Annotated in this window: 21 protein-coding genes; 11 read left to right on the top strand and 10 right to left on the bottom strand. The window is 59.8% G+C overall.

Annotation, left to right across the window (positions count from 1 at the left end; translation table 11 throughout):
- Nucleotides 1–28: 28 nt before the first annotated feature.
- The 5 genes from EJ576_RS28245 to EJ576_RS28265 form a co-directional block, all read right to left on the bottom strand.
- Nucleotides 29–1,144: an alcohol dehydrogenase catalytic domain-containing protein gene (locus tag EJ576_RS28245; RefSeq protein ID WP_122727668.1), complete on the bottom strand. Its 1,116-nt coding sequence runs from the start codon at nt 1,142–1,144 to the stop codon at nt 29–31.
- 27 nt (nt 1,145–1,171) lie between these two features.
- Nucleotides 1,172–1,927 (bottom strand): SDR family oxidoreductase, encoded by a 756-nt coding sequence (locus tag EJ576_RS28250; RefSeq protein ID WP_126571655.1) that lies wholly within the window; start codon nt 1,925–1,927, stop codon nt 1,172–1,174.
- 135 nt (nt 1,928–2,062) lie between these two features.
- Nucleotides 2,063–3,070 (bottom strand): substrate-binding domain-containing protein, encoded by a 1,008-nt coding sequence (locus EJ576_RS28255; protein WP_122727673.1) that lies wholly within the window; start codon nt 3,068–3,070, stop codon nt 2,063–2,065.
- Between the two features lie 34 nt (nt 3,071–3,104).
- Nucleotides 3,105–4,082, bottom strand: a complete 978-nt coding sequence (locus EJ576_RS28260; RefSeq protein ID WP_016977121.1) for an ABC transporter permease — start codon at nt 4,080–4,082, stop codon at nt 3,105–3,107.
- Nucleotides 4,079–5,566, bottom strand: a complete 1,488-nt coding sequence (locus EJ576_RS28265; RefSeq protein ID WP_123476781.1) for a sugar ABC transporter ATP-binding protein — start codon at nt 5,564–5,566, stop codon at nt 4,079–4,081. The genes EJ576_RS28260 and EJ576_RS28265 overlap by 4 nt, the downstream gene beginning before the upstream one ends.
- Nucleotides 5,567–5,849: 283 nt before the next feature.
- On the opposite strand from EJ576_RS28265, the gene rpiB reads away from it, so the two are divergent.
- The 3 genes from rpiB to EJ576_RS28280 all read left to right on the top strand — a co-directional run bounded on the left by rpiB (nt 5,850) and on the right by EJ576_RS28280 (nt 9,217).
- Complete coding sequence (gene rpiB, locus EJ576_RS28270) at nt 5,850–6,311, top strand: ribose 5-phosphate isomerase B (protein ID WP_010210973.1); 462 nt, start codon at nt 5,850–5,852, stop codon at nt 6,309–6,311.
- 63 nt (nt 6,312–6,374) lie between these two features.
- A complete protein-coding gene (locus tag EJ576_RS28275) occupies nt 6,375–7,355 on the top strand; it encodes a sugar-binding transcriptional regulator (RefSeq protein WP_028616426.1) in 981 nt (326 codons plus the stop codon).
- Between the two features lie 299 nt (nt 7,356–7,654).
- Nucleotides 7,655–9,217 carry a TerC family protein gene (locus EJ576_RS28280; protein WP_126571656.1) on the top strand — a complete coding sequence of 521 codons (1,563 nt, stop codon included), beginning with the start codon at nt 7,655–7,657 and terminating at the stop codon, nt 9,215–9,217.
- A 21-nt stretch (nt 9,218–9,238) separates the two neighbouring features.
- Here the strand turns inward: EJ576_RS28280 and EJ576_RS28285 are convergent, their stop codons facing one another.
- From EJ576_RS28285 to EJ576_RS28305, 5 genes are all read right to left on the bottom strand, one after another.
- On the bottom strand, nt 9,239–10,195 hold the full coding sequence (locus tag EJ576_RS28285) for a hypothetical protein (protein WP_122727679.1): 957 nt from the start codon (nt 10,193–10,195) through the stop codon (nt 9,239–9,241).
- 10 nt (nt 10,196–10,205) lie between these two features.
- Entirely contained in the window at nt 10,206–10,949 is a 744-nt protein-coding gene (locus EJ576_RS28290; RefSeq protein WP_028616423.1) for a hypothetical protein, read from the bottom strand.
- A 138-nt stretch (nt 10,950–11,087) separates the two neighbouring features.
- Nucleotides 11,088–11,309: a hypothetical protein gene (locus tag EJ576_RS28295; RefSeq protein ID WP_028616422.1), complete on the bottom strand. Its 222-nt coding sequence runs from the start codon at nt 11,307–11,309 to the stop codon at nt 11,088–11,090.
- Between the two features lie 41 nt (nt 11,310–11,350).
- The gene (locus tag EJ576_RS28300; protein WP_126571657.1) at nt 11,351–11,704 is read right to left on the bottom strand and encodes a co-chaperone YbbN; all 354 of its coding nucleotides are present in this window, start codon (nt 11,702–11,704) and stop codon (nt 11,351–11,353) included.
- A gap of 75 nt (nt 11,705–11,779) precedes the next feature.
- Nucleotides 11,780–12,028, bottom strand: a complete 249-nt coding sequence (locus EJ576_RS28305) for a hypothetical protein (RefSeq protein WP_028616420.1) — start codon at nt 12,026–12,028, stop codon at nt 11,780–11,782.
- A 333-nt stretch (nt 12,029–12,361) separates the two neighbouring features.
- Here EJ576_RS28305 and EJ576_RS28310 point away from each other — a divergent pair, with 333 nt between their 5' ends.
- The 8 genes from EJ576_RS28310 (at nt 12,362) to EJ576_RS28345 (ending at nt 18,947) form a co-directional block, all read left to right on the top strand.
- Nucleotides 12,362–13,210 (top strand): transporter substrate-binding domain-containing protein, encoded by an 849-nt coding sequence (locus EJ576_RS28310; protein ID WP_028616419.1) that lies wholly within the window; start codon nt 12,362–12,364, stop codon nt 13,208–13,210.
- Nucleotides 13,211–13,260: 50 nt separating this feature from the next.
- Nucleotides 13,261–13,923, top strand: a complete 663-nt coding sequence (locus EJ576_RS28315; RefSeq protein ID WP_122727686.1) for an amino acid ABC transporter permease — start codon at nt 13,261–13,263, stop codon at nt 13,921–13,923.
- Between the two features lie 11 nt (nt 13,924–13,934).
- Entirely contained in the window at nt 13,935–14,597 is a 663-nt protein-coding gene (locus EJ576_RS28320) for an amino acid ABC transporter permease (protein ID WP_016976586.1), read from the top strand.
- Nucleotides 14,594–15,376 carry an amino acid ABC transporter ATP-binding protein gene (locus tag EJ576_RS28325; RefSeq protein ID WP_016976585.1) on the top strand — a complete coding sequence of 261 codons (783 nt, stop codon included), beginning with the start codon at nt 14,594–14,596 and terminating at the stop codon, nt 15,374–15,376. The genes EJ576_RS28320 and EJ576_RS28325 overlap by 4 nt, the downstream gene beginning before the upstream one ends.
- Before the next feature lie 15 nt (nt 15,377–15,391).
- Nucleotides 15,392–15,781, top strand: coding sequence for a RidA family protein (locus EJ576_RS28330; RefSeq protein WP_010210958.1), 390 nt, complete (start codon nt 15,392–15,394; stop codon nt 15,779–15,781).
- Between the two features lie 167 nt (nt 15,782–15,948).
- Nucleotides 15,949–16,713, top strand: a complete 765-nt coding sequence (locus EJ576_RS28335) for an IclR family transcriptional regulator (RefSeq protein WP_016976583.1) — start codon at nt 15,949–15,951, stop codon at nt 16,711–16,713.
- A 9-nt stretch (nt 16,714–16,722) separates the two neighbouring features.
- Nucleotides 16,723–17,931 carry an amino acid deaminase gene (locus EJ576_RS28340; protein ID WP_028616417.1) on the top strand — a complete coding sequence of 403 codons (1,209 nt, stop codon included), beginning with the start codon at nt 16,723–16,725 and terminating at the stop codon, nt 17,929–17,931.
- Nucleotides 17,932–18,041: 110 nt separating this feature from the next.
- A complete protein-coding gene (locus EJ576_RS28345) occupies nt 18,042–18,947 on the top strand; it encodes a sugar kinase (protein ID WP_126571658.1) in 906 nt (301 codons plus the stop codon).
- The last annotated feature ends 1 nt before the right edge of the window (nt 18,948 follow it).

Raw genomic sequence — 18,948 nt, forward strand, 5'->3', positions numbered from 1 at the left:
TGTGTTCTTTTTATAAGGAATGGGCGGTTCAAGGTTCCAATACCACTTTGAGTGACTTGTCTCCACGCTCCATGACGGCAAAGGCTTCCTTGAAATCCGCCAGCGCGAATTTGTGGGTCACCACGTCGCGCATGTCGATCTTGCGGTTGCCGATAAAGTCGATGGCACGTGGGTACATATACGGCCCCAGGTGTGAGCCGAGAATGTCGAGTTCCTTGCGGTCACCAATGATCGACCAATCTACGGTGGCCTCGTCGTTGAACACACTGAATTCGACGAAACGCCCCAGTTTTCGCAGCATCGCCAGGCCCTGGTTCACTGCCTTGTGGTGCCCGGTGGCTTCGATATAGATGTCGCAGCCATAGCCCTCGGTGATCTCGCGGATCTTTGCCAGCACGTCCACCTCGGCCGGGTTCCAGACTTCGTCGGCGCCCATGCGCAGGGCCAGGGCGGCGCGTTCGGGTTTCATGTCCAGCACGATGAGCTTTTTCGGATTGCGCAGGCGCACGGCACCGATGATGCCCAAGCCCAGGGTGCCGGCGCCGGCGACCACCACGATGTCGTCGTGGTCGACATTGGCGCGTTCCGCCGCGTGCAGCGAGCAGGCCAGTGGCTCGATCAAAATCGCTTCGTCGGGGGCGATGGACTCCGGCACTGTGTGGATGATGCCTTCCTTGGTGAAGATCATGTACTGGGCCATGGCGCCCTGCACATTGTTCTGGAAGCCATACAGGTCGTGCTTCTGGCACATCCAGTATTGGCCGTGGTTGCAGAAGCGGCAGCCCCAGCACGGCACGATCTGTTCGGAAATCACCCGATCACCGACCTTCACCCCGCGCTTCTCTGCGCCTGGGCCCAGGGCAACCACGCGGCAGACGAATTCGTGGCCGGGGATCATCGGTGGCTTCACGTAGCGGGGTTGTTCGGCGTCACCCCAGAACGAGGGGGCGCCGCGATAGGTCTTGATGTCGCCCATGCAGATGCCGCACAACTCGACTTTGGTGAGGATTTCATCGGGGCCGGGCGTAGGCACGTCGACGGTTTCCAGGCGGTAATCTTCCGGGCCATGGCACACCACGGCCTGCATGGTTTTCGGGATGACTGGGGACAGTTGTTCGGGTGTGCGTTCGGTGACGGTGGACATGACAAAACCTCACGACAAGAAGATGAATTACTGAATGCTGTAACCGCCGTCGATCACCATGTTGGCGCCGGTGATCATCTGCGCCGCATCACTGAGCAGGTACAACGCCAGCCCGGCGATTTCTTCCGGCTGGGCAAAGCGGCCCGCCGGGATCTGCAGCTTGGCCTTTTCACCCACGTCGCCCGCCCAGGCTTTCTTGCCCAGGGCTGTCTCCACAATGGTCGGGGAGATGGCGTTGACGTTGATGTGAGGGGCCCATTCCATGGCCAGTACTTTGGTCATGCCGACAATGGCGGCCTTGCTGGCGCAATAAGCGACGTGCCGGTCCAGGCCGATCACGGCGGCCTGGGAGGCGAGGTTGACGATGCGTCCGCTGCCATGGGCGAGCATGTGCCGGGCGCAGGCCTGGGCCACGAAGAAGCTGGCCTTGAGGTTGATGTCCAGGGTGGTGTCCCAGGCGCTTTCGCTCACGTCGATGGCCTTGTCCAGCAGTACCACGCCAGCGCTGTTGATCAGGTAATCCAGGCGTTGGAAGTGTTCGAAAACCGTGTCGATGGTGGTTTGTATCTGGCCGATCTGGCCGAGGTCGACGGCAATGCCCAGATGCCCGGCGCCCAGGCTGGCGGCTACCTCGACCACTGCCGGGTCACGGTCCAGCAGCGCCACGCGGGCGCCGCGTTCTACCAGCAGGCTGGCACAGGCCAGGCCGATCCCGGCGGCGCCACCGGTAATCACCGCGCAACGGCCGGTGAGGTCGAAGGCTTGGTTCCAGAATCCAGACATGAATGACTCCATTTTCAAAGGTGTTGAAGATCCAATGTGGGAGCTGGCTTGCCTGCGATGCAGGCACCTCGGTGTGTCAGTCGCAACCCGTTGATGCCATCGCAGGCAAGCCAGCTCCCACATTTTGATCGTGTACTACTTGGAGCCGCTGACTTGTTTGTACAGCGCATCGGCGTTGGCATTGGTGACCGGCACCCACGGCAGGATGTAGTTCTTCGCCGTGCCATCCCCCCATTTCACATCCTTGGCATAGCGCTCCCAGATCACCGACTGCGGCTTGTAGTCCTTGCCGGCCAGTGCGCGCAGCGCCACGTCCAGCGCGCCCTGGGACTGGGCCTGGGCGTCTTGCAGGAAGGTGGTGACTTCGTCTTTTTTCGCCGCCTGGATCGCGTCCGGCATACCATCGATCGAGGTGACCGGCACGTCCTTGGAGGTCAGCCCGTGGGACTTCAGGGCCTGCACGGCGCCGAGGGCCATGTCGTCGTTCTGCGCGATCACGCCGTTGATGCCTTTGGGGTGAGCGTTCAACCAGTCTTCAGTGAGCGCCAAAGCCTGGGCGCGGTCCCAGTTGGCGGTCTTTTTCTCGATGATCTTGATGTCCGGGTGTTTGCCCAGCACTTCCAGTTCGCCTTTTTCCCGGTCGATCTGCGCCGACTGGCCAATCGGCCCCTGGATAATCACCACGTTGCCTTTGCCATTAAGCTTGTCGACCATGGCCTGGGCCTGCAGGCGGCCGCCTTCGACATCATCGTTACCCACATACGGTACAGAGGCATCGGCTACTTTCGTATTGGAGGCGATGACCACCACGTCGTTGCTCATGGCCGCCTTGACGGTGCCGACGCCGGCCTTGGTGTCGATCGGTACGAACAGGATGGCGTCGTAGCGTTGGGTCACCATGTTTTCGATCTGGTTGTTCTGGGTGAGGGCGTCGTAGTTGCCGTCGAACACGGTCAACTGCACGGTGCCGTCCTTGACCGCCGGGTGTTCCTTGAGCTCGCGGACCCAGTTCTGCATGAACTGGCCCTTAAGGCCGTAGACGGCTGCGCCGACCTTGTAGGTCTTGCCATCGGCGGCCAGGGCGATACTGCAGGCGAGCAGGGAGAGGGCCGCTGTGGCGGCCAAGGTGGTACCAAGTTTCATGAGTAGAACTCCGGTTATTGTTGTGGGTCGTTCTCTAGCGTTTTTTCTTGCGCCACACGTCGATCAGTACTGCGAACACAATGATCAGGCCCTTGGCGACCTGCTGGTAATAAGAGGACACGCCGAGCAGGTTCAGCCCGTTGTTGATCACCCCGATCAACAGTGCGCCGAACAGCGTGCCGACAATGCTGCCGGTACCGCCCGACAAGCTGGTGCCGCCGATCACTACGGCGGCGATCGCGTCCAGTTCATAGGACACCCCGGCCTGGGGCAGGGCAGAAGTGGTGCGGGCCGAGAGCACCACGCCGGCCAGTCCGGCGAGCAGGCCCGAGACCACGTACACCGAGAACATCACCTTGCGCACGCCGATACCTGAGGTGCGTGCGCTCTTTTCATTGCCGCCCACCGCGTACACATAGCGGCCGTAGGTCGTGTAGCGCAGCACCATCCAGAAGATCAGCGCAACCACGGCGAAGATGACGATTGGCACGCCGATCGGGCCGATCTTGCCGATGCCCAGCGCCAGGTAGGCGTCGGGCAGGTCGGTGATCGGGCTGCCATCGTTAAGGATGAAGGTCATGCCGCGCGCAATGCTGAGCATGCCCAGGGTGGCCACGAATGGCGGGATCGACAGGTTCGCGACCATGAAGCCGTTCACCACGCCGAGCATCGCGCCGGCAAACATCCCGGCACTGACCGCCGCCAGCAAGCCGTACCCCTGGGTCGCGACCATGGCACTGCACAACCCGGCAAAGGCCAGGATCGAGCCCACGGACAAGTCGATGCCCTTGGTCAGGATCACATAGGTCATGCCCACCGCGAGGATGCCGTTGATCGAGGTCTGGCGCAGGATGTCCATCCAGTTGCGCCAGGTCATGAAGTATTCACTGGAGAACGCCATCACCACGCACAGCAGGATAAACACCAGCGGCAGACCGAAGCGGTCGAGGGACAGACGCAGGCGATTGCGCGGCGCGGCAGTGACAGGTGCTGCGAGGGTTTTGGCATTCATGAGGCAAGACTCAACAAGGCTTCCTGGGAAAGGGCGGTGTCGGTGCTGATGGTCACCAGCCGGCCGCCCTTGAATACGGCGATGCGATCGCTCAGGTGCAGCAGTTCCGGCGCTTCCGACGACACCACGATGGCAGCGCCACCGCCGCGTACGAATTGGTCGAGCAGGTGGTAGATCTCCTGCTTGGCGCCTTCATCGATGCCACGGGTCGGTTCGTCACACAGCAGGCAGACCGGCTCGGTGGACAGGCATTTGGCGAGCACCACTTTCTGCTGGTTGCCGCCGCTCATGGATGCCACCGGCAATTCCAGGGACGTGGTCTTGATCTGCAGGCGCTTGACCATGTCCTGGGCCAGCTGGGTTTCCTTGCGCGCATTGATCAGCGACCAACTCGAAAGGCGCTTGTAGGCCGACAGGGCAATGTTGGAAAGAATGCTGCCGGTGAGCACCAGGCCACTGTCCTTGCGATCTTCGGTGACCAGCGACATGCCGGCATTGATGGTCGCCTTGGGCAGCCCGATCGGCATGGGCTTGCCTTGCAGGGTGACACTGCCGGAGTCCGCGACCGTCAGGCCATAGATGCAGTTGAGGAACTCGCTGCGCCCCGAACCCATCAAGCCATAAATGCCGAGGATTTCGCCTTGGCGCAATTGCAGGCTGATGTCGTGGAACTCCCCGGTGCGGCTCAGGTTGTCGACTTGCAGGCACGTGTTGGCAGCGCATTCGCGACCGACCTTGTGGTCGATGCGAGTCAACTCCTGACCGACGATGCCGCGTACCAGATGGTCGCGATCAATGTCCGCCATGCGTCCGCTTTCGACGAAGGCGCCGTCGCGGAAGATGCTGTAGTCGTCGGCGATCTGCGCCAGTTCGCTGAGGCGGTGCGACACATACACAATGCCGGCGCCCCGGGCCGTCAGGCGGCGGATGGCCTTGAACAGGGTTTGCGCCTCGTGTTCGCCAATGGCCGAGGTGGGTTCGTCCATGATCATCACCTGGCAGTCATGGCTGAAGGCCTTGGCGATTTCCACCAGTTGGATCTGCGCGACGCTCAAGCGGTGCATGGGGCTGGTGGCATCGACGTCGAACTCCAGGCTTTCCAGCAATTCGCGGGTGCGCCGGTTCAGAGCCTTGTTGTCGACGATGCAACCGGCGCGGCGTGGTTCTCGCCCCAGCCAGATGTTCTCGGCGACGGTCATGTAGGGGATAGGTTCCAGCTCCTGGGTGATCATCGCGATCCCCGCTGCCAGCGCTTCACTCGGGCGGTTGAACTGCACCGGTGCGCCGTTGAGCAGAATGCTGCCGGCGTCACGCTGGGTGATGCCCATCAGGATGCTCAGAAATGTCGATTTGCCTGCGCCATTGCCGCCGCACAGGGCGTGGACGCTGCCGGCCCGCAGAGAGAGGCGCCCGTCACGCAGGGCAGGGACCCCGGCGTAAGCCTTGGCGACGTGTTCAGCCTGGAGCAGTAATGGCGTGGCCATCGGCGTGTCCTCGTGCTGTGAATTCTTATTAGGTCGCACAGTCATGTTTCGCTGTGATCATATGTGTATCAAATGAAATTCTGATCAGTCAATCTCTTTCATGTAAAAGCACTGATTCTCGTCTTGTTCGTCAATAAGGCCTTTTTAGGCGCCTTTGACTGGCAAGTCAGTTAAATCATGCTTGACAGTGAGGGGTCGTTGGCGGCGAAATGGCTGAGCGGAATTTCATTGGGTGATCATATGATCAGTCATAAATACGATCACGGCAGCGGAGCCAGACGCCATGAACACACCTTTCCCGGTGGCTATCGGATGCGATGAAGCGGGTTTTGAGCTCAAAGAGCTGTTGAAGCGCCATATCGAGGCGCTGGGTTACCCGGTGACCGACTTCGGCACCCATTCCACCGCGCCGGTGCTTTACCCCGACATCGCCCTGGCCGTGGCCAACGCGATCAATGCCGGGCAGCAGCGCCTGGGTGTGCTGGTGTGTGGCACCGGAATCGGCATGGCCATTTCCGCCAACAAGGTGCTGGGCATTCGTGCGGCGCAGGCCCATGACACCTATTCGGCGGAGCGGGCGCGCAAGAGCAACGATGCGCAAATCCTGTCCATCGGCGCGCGGGTGATCGGTGCGGAGCTGGCCAAAAGCATCGTCAAATCATTCCTGGAGTCGGAGTTCGAGTCGGCACGTTCCGGCGCCAAGGTCGAGCGCATCAATGCGATCGAGCGCGACGGGCATCAGTAGTGGACTAAACGGGGCAAGAGTCGGGAGAATGCGCCTTTGACGCCGAAACGGAAGCCCGTCCCCATGAGTGACAGTACCCAGCGCATTGCCAGCGATATCGATCAGATGACCGAAGTGGCAATGCTCTATTACCTTGAGAACGTCACTCAGGAAGCCATTGCCAAGCGCTTCGACCTGTCGCGGGCGAAAGTCAGCCGCTTGCTCAAGCGTGCGCGCGATGAAGGGATCGTCGAGGTGCGCGTGCTGCAGCACCCGGCCATGAACAACGAGCTGGAGCAGGCATTGGTGCAGCGCTTCAAGCTGGACCGCGCCTTGATTGCCGTGGACCACAGCGACCCCGACACCCAGCGCTCGGCCGTTGCCAGTCTGGTTGCCAACTACCTGAACAAGACGCTGAGCGATGGCATGATTGTCGCGGTAGGCATGGGGCGTAACGTCGGCGCGGTGGCGGACAACGTATTCTTGCCGGTGACACGCAATTGCACATTTGTCTGCGCCATCGGTGGTTCGCTCAAGGCCGGCGAATACATGAACCCCGACCATATCTGCCGGCGCCTGGCGCTGCGCTTCGGGGGGGAGAGTGAAAGCTTGTATGCCCCGGCCCTGGTGGCGAACCCGGAGTTGCGCGGGGTGCTGATCAATAACGACACCGTGCGCTCCACGCTGGATAGGGCGCGGCGCGCGGATATTGCGTTGATCGGTATTGGCGACATGAGTGAGAACAGCAACATGGTGCGCATGGGCTGGTTCTCACCGCAGGAAATCGCCCAGGCCCGGTTGTCCGGCACCGTGGGTGACATGATGGGCTATGACTTTATCGACATTCACGGGCAGCCGGCGGTCAACGCGATCCAGGGGCGGGTGATCGGGTTGACGGTGCAGGAGTTGTTTCGCATACCGGATGTGGTGGCGATTGCCAGCGAAAATACCAAGGCGGCGGCGACGCTGGGGGCGTTGCGGTCGGGGGTGATCAATACGCTGGCCACGACGGTGACCAATGCGCATACCATTCTGGCGTTGGACGACGCTACCCGTAAGTCCTGACACCACGATGCCCCTGTAGGAGTCGGCAAGCCGGCTCCGACAGGTGAGATTACAGATCTTGTAATAGTTTTGCGTTGTAGGAGAATTGTGTTTCAGATGTAGGATTCAAGTCCTTTTGTTATTTCAGGCCTTGCATGAACACCCTTTCGGAGCCCCCCAGTCGTCTTTCCCCAAGACTTGCGCTGCCGCTGTTCCCTCTGAAGCACCCCGTATTCCGACTGCTAACCTTGTACCGGTCCACTGACCGCGCCTTGCCGTGCCCGGCATTCTGAAAATCGATGACTGAAGAGACTCAATAAATGGAATGGTTAGCGGATCCAACGGCCTGGCTCGGCCTGTTGACCTTGATTGTGCTGGAACTGGTGCTGGGCATCGACAACCTGGTGTTTATCGCGATCCTGGCGGACAAGTTGCCGCCGGAGCAGCGTGACCGTGCGCGGTTGATCGGCCTGTCCCTGGCGCTGCTGATGCGCCTGGGCCTATTGGCGAGTATTTCCTGGCTGGTGACCCTGACGCAGCCGTTGTTCGAGGTGTTCGACAAGAGCTTCTCGGGCCGTGACCTGATCATGTTGTTTGGTGGTGTATTCCTGTTGTTCAAGGCCACCATGGAATTGCACGAGCGCCTCGAAGGCCATGTGGCCCAGCGCACGGGCAATGCCGCCTACGCGATGTTCTGGCCGATCGTGGCGCAGATCGTGGTGCTGGATGCGGTGTTCTCCCTGGATGCGGTGATTACCGCCGTGGGCATGGTGGACGAGCTGGCGGTGATGATGATCGCGGTGATCGTGTCCATCGGCGTGATGATCGTCGCGAGCAAGCCATTGACCCGCTTCGTCAATGCGCACCCGACGGTGATCATGCTGTGCCTGGGCTTCTTGATGATGATCGGTTTCGCCCTGACCGCCGAAGGCCTGGGCTTCCATATTCCGAAGGGCTACCTGTACGCAGCGATTGGTTTCTCGATCCTGATCGAGTTGTTCAACCAGATCGCACGGGCCCGCCGCAAGAAGTCGGTGCAAGGTGTGTTGCCAGTACGTGAGCGTACGGCCCATGCCGTGATGCGCTTGCTCGGCGGTCGTAGCCTGGCGGTGGAAGAGGTGAGCGATGAGGTTGCCGACCTGCTGGGTGAGCCGGATGCTGCGCAAGGCCCGCTGTTTGATCGACGCGAACGCGTGATGATCAGTGGTGTGCTGCAACTGGCCGAACGGCCGATTCGCACACTGATGACACCGCGGGCCAAGGTCGACTGCATCGATCTGGCGGACGATCCCGACAGCATTCGCCTGAAACTGATGCATTCGTCCTACTCGCGACTGCCGTTGATCCGCAACGGCGCCGTCGATGAACCGCTGGGCTTTGTGCACAAGAAGGAGTTGCTCAAGGAATACCTGGCCGGTAACGAGCCGAACCTGGAGCACCTGGCACGCCGGGCGATCAACCTGCTGGACAGTTTCTCGATCCTCAACGCCCTGGAGCAGATGCGTCAGGAATCCACTCACATTGCGTTCGTGATCAACGAATTCGGTGACTTCATGGGCGTGTTGAGCATGACCGACATCCTGGAATCCATCGCCGGTGAGTTGCCGGACGCCAGCGAAATCGAAGGGCCGGATATTGTCGAGGAGGGCGCTGGTTTCCGTGCCAATGGTGCACTGAACCTCAATCAGGTGCGTCAGCGCACGGGCTTCAACGCGGTTGCGACCGACGATTACCAGACCCTGGCCGGCCTGGTGATGAGTCTGCTGGATCGCCTGCCAGTGGTGGGCGACAGCCTGGAACATGAGGGCTGGCGCCTGACGGTGGCGGCGGTGGAGGACCGCCGGGTGACGCAGGTCAGCCTGCTTCGGTGCGTGGATTCCTGATGGGGGCGTAAGCGGTGTCACTCAGCTTCGATTGATGCCTGGAGTGGCGCCGCCGGGTGTTCTGCCGTCACGTCTGAGCGCGGTTTTTTGCTCTTCGAGCGTTTTTTTCCGAAAGGCATCGACGATGTCTTTCAGGCGTTTGGCGTTTGCAATGCCAAATGCCGGGTGTTTTGGGTGCGACAGCCTTGCGGTCGCGTTGAACAAGCCGGCCAATGCAGTCAGTTCCGAAAGGTCGGATATCGGCCAAAACACCCCGGATGCACTTGCCACCGCCACTTTCATCGGGTGTGCGCCGCCTGCTGCGTCACCCACATGTACGTTACAGAGCAGTTGAAGGTAGTCCGCCATTTGAGCCAGCGGCAGGCCGTGGCGTTTTTCTGCCAGGAGCGTGTGCACGGGGATCGCCGCAGTCAGTTTTAAGTTGGGCTGAGTGATTGCGTCGTAGTAAGTGTAGGCCTCCATAGTGAGCTTTCGCAGGTTTGGAGCAGAGGGGGCGCATGTGTCGGGCCTCTGCGTGACAAAAAAATGCCCTTTTTTTGACTGGTTTATCAGTACGTGGTTGGCTTCTGGATCGATCAGCCACATTAGAATCCCCAGGAATTTGGTGTATTCGGAGCTTCTGGTGCTCATGTCTGATTTGAATTCAATCAGGAAGAACCTGTCTTCATGGGCGGTTAGCACATCGCCCGCTGCACTTTCCGCCTTGCCGTCCAATTTCGCGAGTAGTGGCGGTGTTGCCGCCATTTCTTTCACTGCCAGATCGAGCTTTTCCTTGGCCTTATTACAGGTGTTTTGTTGTGTTTTGTCTGAGGGATTGCACAGCAGTAAATGATTGTTCAATTGGAACCAGCCAAGCGCATCTGAAATCAGTGTCTGCTGTTTTTCGCGGTGATGGATCCACTGAGTATCGCGAAATGCCAGAATCAACGTATCTTCCCAGGGCTGGTCAGTATTCTCTGTTGCAGTAGCAGTGCTCATATCCATCCCCTCAGTTAACCGCCACGCCACTGAATTTCACCACGTTATCCTCACCCTTGAGGCTGCGAAACCTGATCTTGAGTGCCGGGATGCTCTCCAGCTTACCGCGCACGGGCTGGAACACCATCGTCACTCGGGTCGGCACATTGCGTACCAGCGCAAATGCGTTCCACTGGTCAGACTTAGATTGGCCGACCTGCAGTTGCTCGACATCCAGGGAGCCGCCGGTTTTTTCAAATAGGGTGCTTTGCTTAAGGTCGCGCATTTCGCGGTCGACATTGGTGTTGGTCAGTTCCAGCAGGCAGCTCGGTGCCTGGCCAATCTGCTCACACTCCAGCAGTTCGATGCGTACACCGTCGACCAGCTCTATACGCTTGCCAAACAGGTTGGCGCCGTCATTTTCAGTCATCAGCTTTTGCGATTGGGCAAATTCGAAAGTGGGTTTGGCGTACTCACTGCCCAAAATGAAAAAACCGCCGGCGAGCAATACGGCCAGGATCACCGAAAGCGTGCCTTTTATCGCATCCGGCAGGCGACGCGCCTGCCAGCCAATAGACAGTGCCGCGAGGAACAGGAACACGCTGATCACCAGAATCAAGTTTTTCCAGTTGAGAAAGCCAAAGCCGAACACGCTGGGATCGGGAAACACATAGGTGATCAGCGCCCACATGGCGCCCAACGTTGCGCTGATACCGGCCATGACTTTGGTGATTGCAGCATTGAGGCGTTTTTGCGGAAGCAGAGGAGTGTCCATACGCAGAAGAAAATCCATCGAGGCGGTAGAGGTGGTGCCGAACATTAACTCAATGAAGGCATTGAGCTATTATCCAGTAAGTGGCCGCCCGGTAAAGCATTTCGATGCGCTGTCTATCACTCACGGGGCGTGATCGGTTTACGCGGGCGTGTGAAACGTAAGCGTTGTCAGAATCACCCCGCTGGGGTGCAGATCCGTCGACAAGCCTTCGATTAGCGGACGGGTGCCCAATGTGATGATCGCGATGTAGATCAGCAGGCAGAATGACTTGAGTCGCTCGAAATCATGCTGGGCGAGCTCAAGTTGCAAGGTGGGTGAAGGGCGTTTCTCCAAGACTTCAGCTTCAATGGTCTTGAACATTGCCGACCTGGTGGCTGAGACTAATTTGAGCAGCTTAGACGCTAGGTCGTACCGTGCAAGAGGGGACGCTGGACGTAGCGGTTGAAAAGCTCTTCCACAGTTTTTTCCTGATCTTTAATGGGGTCGAAACCCTCGATAATTTCCATCAGTTCGCCCATGACGTAAACCAACAAGGTGGGCGTGCCCTTGACATGGGGGTGTTGCGGAGTGTTTGCGCAGTCCAGCACCAGGCTCACGATATCGGGATGCCTGGCAGCAATCCGTTCGAACAATGGGCCGGCGTCTGCGCACGCAGGGCAGCGAGCTGAAACGAACAATAGAAACACGGGGTGGGAGGTACTCAGTACCTTTTCATATTCCTCGGCGTTGGTAATGGTTGCGGTGGCAATTCCCATGATAGTGGTCCTCCTGGACAGTGCGAGTGTCTGCCCACGCTAAGTCGAGGAATCACTGCCGTCTACTGTCAACCTTCACAGGTCGCTATCGCGCTCCAGGCGTTCCCGCGCCTTGCGCGCCTGGCTTGCGCATTTCTTGTATTCAAGGTTGTCCCTCGAAGCCTTTGCCTGGCGGTAGCCGTGGTGGTTCTGGCTGGTGTAGTTGGTGCTCAGGGCTGCGTTGAGCTTGCGCAGTTCTTCCTTGCATTCGCGGCGGTCGTTACTGGCCCAAGCACTGCCGGCCACCAGAAAGGAAAGCAAAACCAGGGTGAGGCGGAACTTCATCAGGGCGGAGTCCTTGTCGGAATGAATGTGCCAAGGCTAGCCCAGCGTGGGGATTTTTCCACGCGCCAGACGCACTGCAACGGTGCGCGGTAACGCCGTTGTAGCGCACGCAACTGGGGTCTGTCACCGCTGTGTGGGGCCTTGGGTAGCAAAGTGATTTCAGGTGCTGGCTTAAAGCCTTGCTGGACATCATCTTTTATCTAGTTGATTTAACACAGATTTATCCATGTCGTTTTTTTCTGTTACCGCGTGTGGCACACTTTCTGCTGTCTATTCCGTTGTTACATACTAAGTTCCGGTATAGCGGAATACACAACTCCTGGAGTGCTTGTCATGCATCACCGACCTTCCGTGTTTAAAGCGTGTGTTTTTCTCTTCGCCGCATCGGCTTCCCTCGCAAGCATCGTGCAGGCGGCGGACAGCAAGCTCGATGATGTGCTCAAGCGTGGGCACTTGATCGTGGGTACAGGCAGTACCAATGCGCCGTGGCACTTCCAGGGAGCGGATGGCAAGTTGCAGGGGTTTGATATCGACATCGGCCGCATCGTGGCCAAGGGCTTGTTCAATGACCCAAGCAAGGTCGAGTTCGTGGTGCAGTCGTCTGACGCCCGAATTCCCAACCTGCTGACCGACAAGGTCGACATGAGTTGCCAGTTCATTACCGTCACCGCCAGCCGTGCCCAGCAGGTCGCGTTCACCCTGCCGTACTACCGCGAAGGCGTGGGCCTGCTGCTGCCGAACAACAGCAAGTACAAAGAGATTGAAGACCTGCAGGCCGGCGGCGACGGCGTCACCGTGGCTGTGCTGCAAAACGTGTATGCCGAAGAGCTGGTGCACCAGGCGTTGCCCAAGGCCAAGGTCGACCAGTACGACAGCGTCGACCTGATGTATCAGGCCGTGAACTCCGGTCGCGCCGATGCCGCCGCTACCGACCAGTCCTCGGTCAAATACCTGATGGTGCAGAACCCAGGCCGCTACCGCAGCCCGACGTACGCTTGGAGCCCGCAGACCTATGCGTGCGCCGTCAAGCGTGGCGACCAGGACTGGCTGAACTTCGTCAACACCGCGCTGCATGAAGCCATGACCGGTGTCGAGTTCCCGACCTACAAGGCCTCGTTCAAGCAATGGTTCGGTGTCGACCTGCCGGAACCCGCGATCGGCTTCCCGGTTGAGTTCAAGTAAATCGAAAACTGGGGCGTCGCTGACGGCGCCCCAATCAGGTACTGCTGACCATGAACTATCAGTTGAACTTTGCCGCCGTGTGGCGCGACTTCCCCAGCTTGCTGGCGGGGCTCGGCCTGGGCCTTGAGCTGGCGCTGCTGTCGATCGCCATCGGCTGTGTGATCGGCCTGATGATGGCGTTTGCCATGCTCTCCAAGCACCGTGCGTTGCGGGTCTTCGCCTCGGTGTACGTGACGGTGGTGCGCAATACGCCGATCCTTGTGTTGATCCTGTTGATCTACTTTGCGTTGCCCAGTCTCGGGATCCGTCTGGACAAGATCCCGTCGTTCATCATCACCTTGTCGCTGTACGCGGGTGCCTACTTGACCGAAGTGTTCCGCGCCGGGCTGTTGAACATTCCCAAGGGCCTGCGGGAAGCCGGGTTGGCTATCGGTCTGGGCGAATGGCGTATCCGCGCCTACATCACCGTACCGGTGATGCTGCGCAACGTGTTGCCCGCGCTGTCGAACAACTTCATTTCGCTGTTCAAGGACACCTCGCTCGCCGCCGCCATCGCGGTGCCGGAGCTGACCTATTACGCCCGCAAGATCAACGTCGAAAGCTACCGGGTGATTGAAACCTGGATGGTCACGACGGCGCTCTACGTGGCTGCCTGTTACCTCATTGCCATGCTGCTCCGTTACCTGGAACAGCGTCTGGCGATCCGTCGTTAAGCGAGGTTTCCATGTACGAATCCCCCAGCTGGCTGCATGAGTTGTGGATCGCCCGGGATACCCTCTGGGCGGGCTTTCAAGCCAGCGTTTATGTGTCTGCGTTGGCGATTATCTTTGGCACCCTGATCGGCATTGTCGCCGGGTTGATCCTGACCTACGGCAAGTTCTGGATGCGTGCGCCGTTTCGTCTGTATGTCGACCTGATCCGTGGCACGCCGGTGTTCGTGCTGGTGCTGGCGTGTTTCTACATGCTGCCGGCGCTCGGTTGGCAGATCACCGCGTTCCAGGCCGGTGCGGTCGGGTTGACGCTGTTCTGCGGTTCCCACGTCTCCGAGATCGTGCGCGGCGCGCTGCAAGCCATTCCCCGTGGGCAACTGGAAGCGGGCAAGGCGATCGGCCTGACGTTCTACCAGTCCCTGGGCTATGTGCTGCTGCCCCAGGCGCTGCGCCAGATTTTGCCGACCTGGGTCAATTCCTCCACGGAAATCGTCAAGGCCTCGACCTTGCTCTCGGTGATCGGCGTGGCCGAGTTGCTGCTCAGTACCCAGCAAGTGATCGCGCGCACCTTCATGACCCTGGAGTTCTACCTGTTCGCAGGCTTTATGTTCTTTGTCATCAACTACGCCATCGAGTTATTCGGGCGCTACATTGAAAAGCGGGTGGCCTTGCCATGAACCAACCTCACACCAACCAACCGCTGCTGAACATCCGTGGCCTGCGTAAGCAATACGGCCAGGTGGAAGTGCTCAAGGGCGTTGACCTGTCCATGCAGCGCGGCAACGTGGTGACCCTGATCGGCTCCAGCGGCTCGGGCAAGACCACACTGTTGCGTTGCGTCAACCTGCTGGAAGAGTTCCAGGGCGGCCAAATTACCTTGGATGGCGAGTCCATCGGCTACAGCGAAATCGCCGGTAAGCGCGTGCGCCACCCTGAGCGCGTCATTGCGCAGCACCGTGCGATGACGGGCATGGCGTTCCAGCAATTCAACCTGTTTCCGCATCTGACGGCATTGCAGAACGTCACCCTCGGCCTGCTCAAGGTCAAGAAGATGGGCAAGGACGAAGCCGTTGCGCTGGCGGAAAAGTGGCTGGACCGCGTAGGACTTCTAGAGCGTCGCAACCACTTCCCCGGCCAACTGTCCGGCGGCCAGCAACAGCGTGTGGCGATTGCCCGCGCCATTGCCATGAACCCCAGCCTGATGCTGTTCGACGAAGTCACCTCGGCCCTCGACCCCGAGTTGGTGGGCGAAGTGCTCAGCGTGATCAAGGGCCTGGCGGAGGAGGGCATGACCATGTTGCTGGTCACCCACGAAATGCGCTTTGCCTATGAAGTCTCGGACAAGATCGTTTTCATGAACCAGGGCCGCATTGAAGAACAGGGCACTTCGAAGGACATCTTCGAACGCCCGCAATCGCCGCGCCTGGCGGAATTTCTCAAGAACATTCGTTTTTAATCAGGAGCCTTTTTTATGAGCATTACTCGTTACGGTGCCGGTAGCACCGCCGGCGGTGGCCAACCCCGTCCGTTCGCCCGTGCGGTGGAAGCCGATGGTTGGTTGTACGTCTCAGGCCAAGTGCCTGCGGTGGACGGCGAAATCATCACTGGGGGCATCATCGAACAGACCCGTCAGACCATGCGCAACGTGGTGGCGATCCTCGAAGAAGCGGGTTACGAATTGAAGGATGTCGTGCGCGTCGGCGTGTGGCTGGAAGACCCGCGGGACTTCTGGAGCTTCAACAAAGTGTTCGGCGAATACTTCACCCCGGAACACGCTCCGGCACGGGCCTGCGTGCAGGCCAATATGATGGTCGATTGCAAGGTGGAGATTGATTGCGTGGCGTACAAGAAAAAAGGCTAAATGCTGCGATCTTAAGACTACAGCAAATCCAATGTGGGAGCTGGCTTGCCTGCGATGACGGAGTGTCAGGTAACCCATGTGTGACTGAACCACCGCCATCGCGGGCAAGCCCGCTCCCACAGGGGTTCACTGTGCAGCATTACCACTATGACCGGACCGACACTGCCATGACCGAAGACACCATCAAACGCCGCGCCAAAGGCCTGGACCGTGCATTCGATATCCTCGATTTTCTCAAGGAAATCGGCCAGCCCCTGCGCCCGAATGATATTGCCAGCGGCATCGGCAGCCCCAAGTCCACTGTCTACGAACTGGTTGCGTCGCTGCTTGAGCGGCGCATCCTGGAAACGGTGGGCAAGGACGGTCACGTCTACCTCGGCCGCCAGCTGTATTTTCTCGGCCAGGCGCACCTGCGCCATTTCGACCTGACCCGCGAGGCCGATCACGCCTTGCAGGAAATCGTCAGCCAGACCCACGAAACCGCGCAGATGTGCCTGCTCAACGGGCGCAAATACACGGTGGCGCTGATGCGTGAAGGCGAGCGGCATTTCCGTATCTCCTCGGACATTGGCGAAAACGCGCCGATCCCGTGGACCGCTTCCGGGCGCCTGTTGCTGGGGCACTTGAGCGACCAGCAGATCATCGACCTGATCGATCACGACGACTTCATCCTGCCGGACGGTCAGCGCCTGCCGCTGGAGACCTTCCTGGCGCAAATCCGTCAGGCCACCCTCGATGGCTTCTTCTCCTTCGACAGCGTGGCCGACACCTTTACCCACTGCTTTGCCGCCCCGGTGCGGGACGCGCAAGGCATCAGCATCGCGACGCTGTGCATCGTCGCCCCACGCGCCGATGCCACAAAAAACTACAACGACTATCGCCGGGTGTTGATCGACAGCGCCAACAACCTGGCCCGGCGTATCAACGAATAGGAGTTTTCCATGTCTGCCATCAATGCCGTTGAAAAAGGCGCCGCCGCCGTCGGGGCCCACCTGGTCCGTGACGTCAGCCTGCCCGCTCTGGTACTGCACCGTGACGCCCTGGAACACAACATCCGCTGGATGCAGGACTTCGTCAGCAAGAGCGGCGCCGAGCTGGCGCCCCATGGCAAGACCAGCATGATGCCGGCGCTGTTTCAGCGCCAGATCGAAGCGGGTGCCTGGGGGATTACACTGGCCAACGCGGTGCAGACTCGCGCCGCTTATGCCGGTGGCGTGCGTCGCGTGCTGATGGCCAACCAACTGGTGGGCGCGCCGAACATGGCGTTGATCGCTGACCTGTTGGCCGACACGGACTTCGACTTCCACTGCATGGTCGATCACCCGGACAACGTTGCTGACCTGGGTCTGTTCTTCGCCGCCCGTGGCCTGCGCCTGAACGTGATGATCGAATATGGCGTGGTCGGCGGCCGTTGCGGCTGCCGCAGCGAGCAGGAAGTGCGTGACCTGGCCAAGGCGATCAAGGCCCAGCCGGCCCTGGCCCTCACCGGTATCGAAGGCTACGAAGGCGTGATCCATGGCGAGCATGCGATCAGCGGCATTCGCGCCTTCGCCGCCAGCCTGGTGCGCCTGGCCGTGGACCTGCAGAACAACGGTTCTTTCGACCTGCCCAAGCCCATCGTCACGGCGTCGGGTTCGGCCTGGTACGACCTGATTGCCGAGTCGTTTGAAGAACAGAACGCTGCTGGCCGCTTCCTCAGCGTATTGCGCCCCGGCAGCTACGTGGCCCATGACCACGGTATCTACAAAGAGGCGCAATGCTGCGTGCTCGACCGTCGCAGCGACCTCAGCGAAGGCCTGCGCCCGGCCCTGGAAGTCTGGGCCCATGTGCAATCGTTGCCCGAGCCGGGTTTTGCGGTGATCGCCCTGGGCAAGCGCGACGTGGCCTACGACGCTGGTTTGCCGGTGCCACTCAAACGCTACAAGGCCGGTATTTTGCCGGCGCAAGGTGATGACGTGGGCGAGTGCAAGGTCACGGCGGTGATGGACCAGCATGCGTTCATGAGCGTGGCGCCGGGGGTTGAATTGCGTATTGGCGACATCATTTCCTTTGGCACATCCCACCCTTGTTTGACGTTTGACAAGTGGCAAGTTGGCTGCCTGGTGGATGAGCAGTTGCAGGTGATCGAGAGCCTGCATACCTGCTTCTAGACCGAGTCGCTCCCATCGGGGGCAAGCCCCCTCCCACACTTGAAATGCATTCCAAATGTGGGAGGGGGCTTGCCCCCGATGAGGCCATCAGCCACACCAGAGATTCAGGCATGAACACAATCCCCCGCATCGCCCTCATCGGCGAATGCATGATCGAACTGCAACACCGCGCCGACGGCAGCCTGCATCAAAGCTTCGGCGGCGACACCCTGAACACGGCCGTCTACCTGCGCCGCGAACTGGGCGCTACCGGCCACGTCGACTACGTCACTGCCCTGGGCGATGACAGCTTCAGCGATGCCATGTGTCAGCAATGGGCGCAGGAAGGCCTGGGCCTGAGCATGGTCCAGCGCCTGCCCGGACGGTTGCCGGGTTTGTACTGCATCCAGACTGACGCCAATGGCGAACGCAAATTCCTCTACTGGCGCAACGAAGCCGCCGTGCGTGACTGTTTCACCACGCCCGCCGCCGAGCCGATCCTGGCCGCTTTGCCGGACTACGACGTGGTGTATTTCAGCGGCATCACCCTGGCGGTGTTGGGTGACATCGGCCGTGAGCGTTTGCTGCAAACCTTGGTCGAGACCCGTCGGCGAGGGGGCAAGGTGGTGTTCGACAACAACTATCGGCCGCGTCTTTGGGCCAGTGTTGAAGCGGCCCGCGCGGCGTACCACCGTGTCTTGGCCGAGGTGGATATCGCCTTGTTGACCGAAGATGACGAGCGTGCGTTGTTTGCTTATGCCGACAGTGAACAGGTGTTCGCGGCGTATCCGGGGATTGAAGAGGTGGTGCTTAAGCGTGGGGCGGATGAATGCCTGATCCGTTGCAAGGGCGAGCGCTTTGCCGTGCCGGCGCTGAAGGTGGAAAAGGTGGTGGATACGACAGCGGCGGGGGATTCGTTCAGTGCGGCGTATTTGGCGGGGCGGCTGAAAGGCGGCACTCCAGAGCAAGCTGCTTTGGCTGGACATCGGCTGGCCAGTCGGGTCATTCAGGTTCCAGGGGCCTTGATTCCAAAGTGAA

Source organism: Pseudomonas sp. C 49-2, assembly GCF_003970195.1.
GTDB lineage: Bacteria > Pseudomonadota > Gammaproteobacteria > Pseudomonadales > Pseudomonadaceae > Aquipseudomonas > Aquipseudomonas canadensis.

Excerpts from the sequence above, each read along its gene's own strand:
- EJ576_RS28285 (WP_122727679.1), bottom strand. The coding sequence starts at position 10,195 with ATGAGCACTGCTACTGCAACAGAGAATACTGACCAGCCCTGGGAAGAT.
- EJ576_RS28275 (WP_028616426.1), top strand. The coding sequence starts at position 6,375 with ATGAGTGACAGTACCCAGCGCATTGCCAGCGATATCGATCAGATGACC.
- EJ576_RS28310 (WP_028616419.1), top strand. The coding sequence starts at position 12,362 with ATGCATCACCGACCTTCCGTGTTTAAAGCGTGTGTTTTTCTCTTCGCC.
- EJ576_RS28315 (WP_122727686.1), top strand. The coding sequence starts at position 13,261 with ATGAACTATCAGTTGAACTTTGCCGCCGTGTGGCGCGACTTCCCCAGC.
- EJ576_RS28345 (WP_126571658.1), top strand. The coding sequence starts at position 18,042 with ATGAACACAATCCCCCGCATCGCCCTCATCGGCGAATGCATGATCGAA.
- EJ576_RS28265 (WP_123476781.1), bottom strand. The coding sequence starts at position 5,566 with ATGGCCACGCCATTACTGCTCCAGGCTGAACACGTCGCCAAGGCTTAC.
- EJ576_RS28250 (WP_126571655.1), bottom strand. The coding sequence starts at position 1,927 with ATGTCTGGATTCTGGAACCAAGCCTTCGACCTCACCGGCCGTTGCGCG.
- EJ576_RS28255 (WP_122727673.1), bottom strand. The coding sequence starts at position 3,070 with ATGAAACTTGGTACCACCTTGGCCGCCACAGCGGCCCTCTCCCTGCTC.
- EJ576_RS28245 (WP_122727668.1), bottom strand. The coding sequence starts at position 1,144 with ATGTCCACCGTCACCGAACGCACACCCGAACAACTGTCCCCAGTCATC.
- EJ576_RS28290 (WP_028616423.1), bottom strand. The coding sequence starts at position 10,949 with ATGGACACTCCTCTGCTTCCGCAAAAACGCCTCAATGCTGCAATCACC.
- EJ576_RS28330 (WP_010210958.1), top strand. The coding sequence starts at position 15,392 with ATGAGCATTACTCGTTACGGTGCCGGTAGCACCGCCGGCGGTGGCCAA.
- EJ576_RS28335 (WP_016976583.1), top strand. The coding sequence starts at position 15,949 with ATGACCGAAGACACCATCAAACGCCGCGCCAAAGGCCTGGACCGTGCA.
- EJ576_RS28260 (WP_016977121.1), bottom strand. The coding sequence starts at position 4,082 with ATGAATGCCAAAACCCTCGCAGCACCTGTCACTGCCGCGCCGCGCAAT.
- EJ576_RS28305 (WP_028616420.1), bottom strand. The coding sequence starts at position 12,028 with ATGAAGTTCCGCCTCACCCTGGTTTTGCTTTCCTTTCTGGTGGCCGGC.
- EJ576_RS28325 (WP_016976585.1), top strand. The coding sequence starts at position 14,594 with ATGAACCAACCTCACACCAACCAACCGCTGCTGAACATCCGTGGCCTG.
- EJ576_RS28340 (WP_028616417.1), top strand. The coding sequence starts at position 16,723 with ATGTCTGCCATCAATGCCGTTGAAAAAGGCGCCGCCGCCGTCGGGGCC.
- EJ576_RS28295 (WP_028616422.1), bottom strand. The coding sequence starts at position 11,309 with ATGTTCAAGACCATTGAAGCTGAAGTCTTGGAGAAACGCCCTTCACCC.
- EJ576_RS28300 (WP_126571657.1), bottom strand. The coding sequence starts at position 11,704 with ATGGGAATTGCCACCGCAACCATTACCAACGCCGAGGAATATGAAAAG.
- EJ576_RS28280 (WP_126571656.1), top strand. The coding sequence starts at position 7,655 with ATGGAATGGTTAGCGGATCCAACGGCCTGGCTCGGCCTGTTGACCTTG.
- EJ576_RS28320 (WP_016976586.1), top strand. The coding sequence starts at position 13,935 with ATGTACGAATCCCCCAGCTGGCTGCATGAGTTGTGGATCGCCCGGGAT.
- rpiB (WP_010210973.1), top strand. The coding sequence starts at position 5,850 with ATGAACACACCTTTCCCGGTGGCTATCGGATGCGATGAAGCGGGTTTT.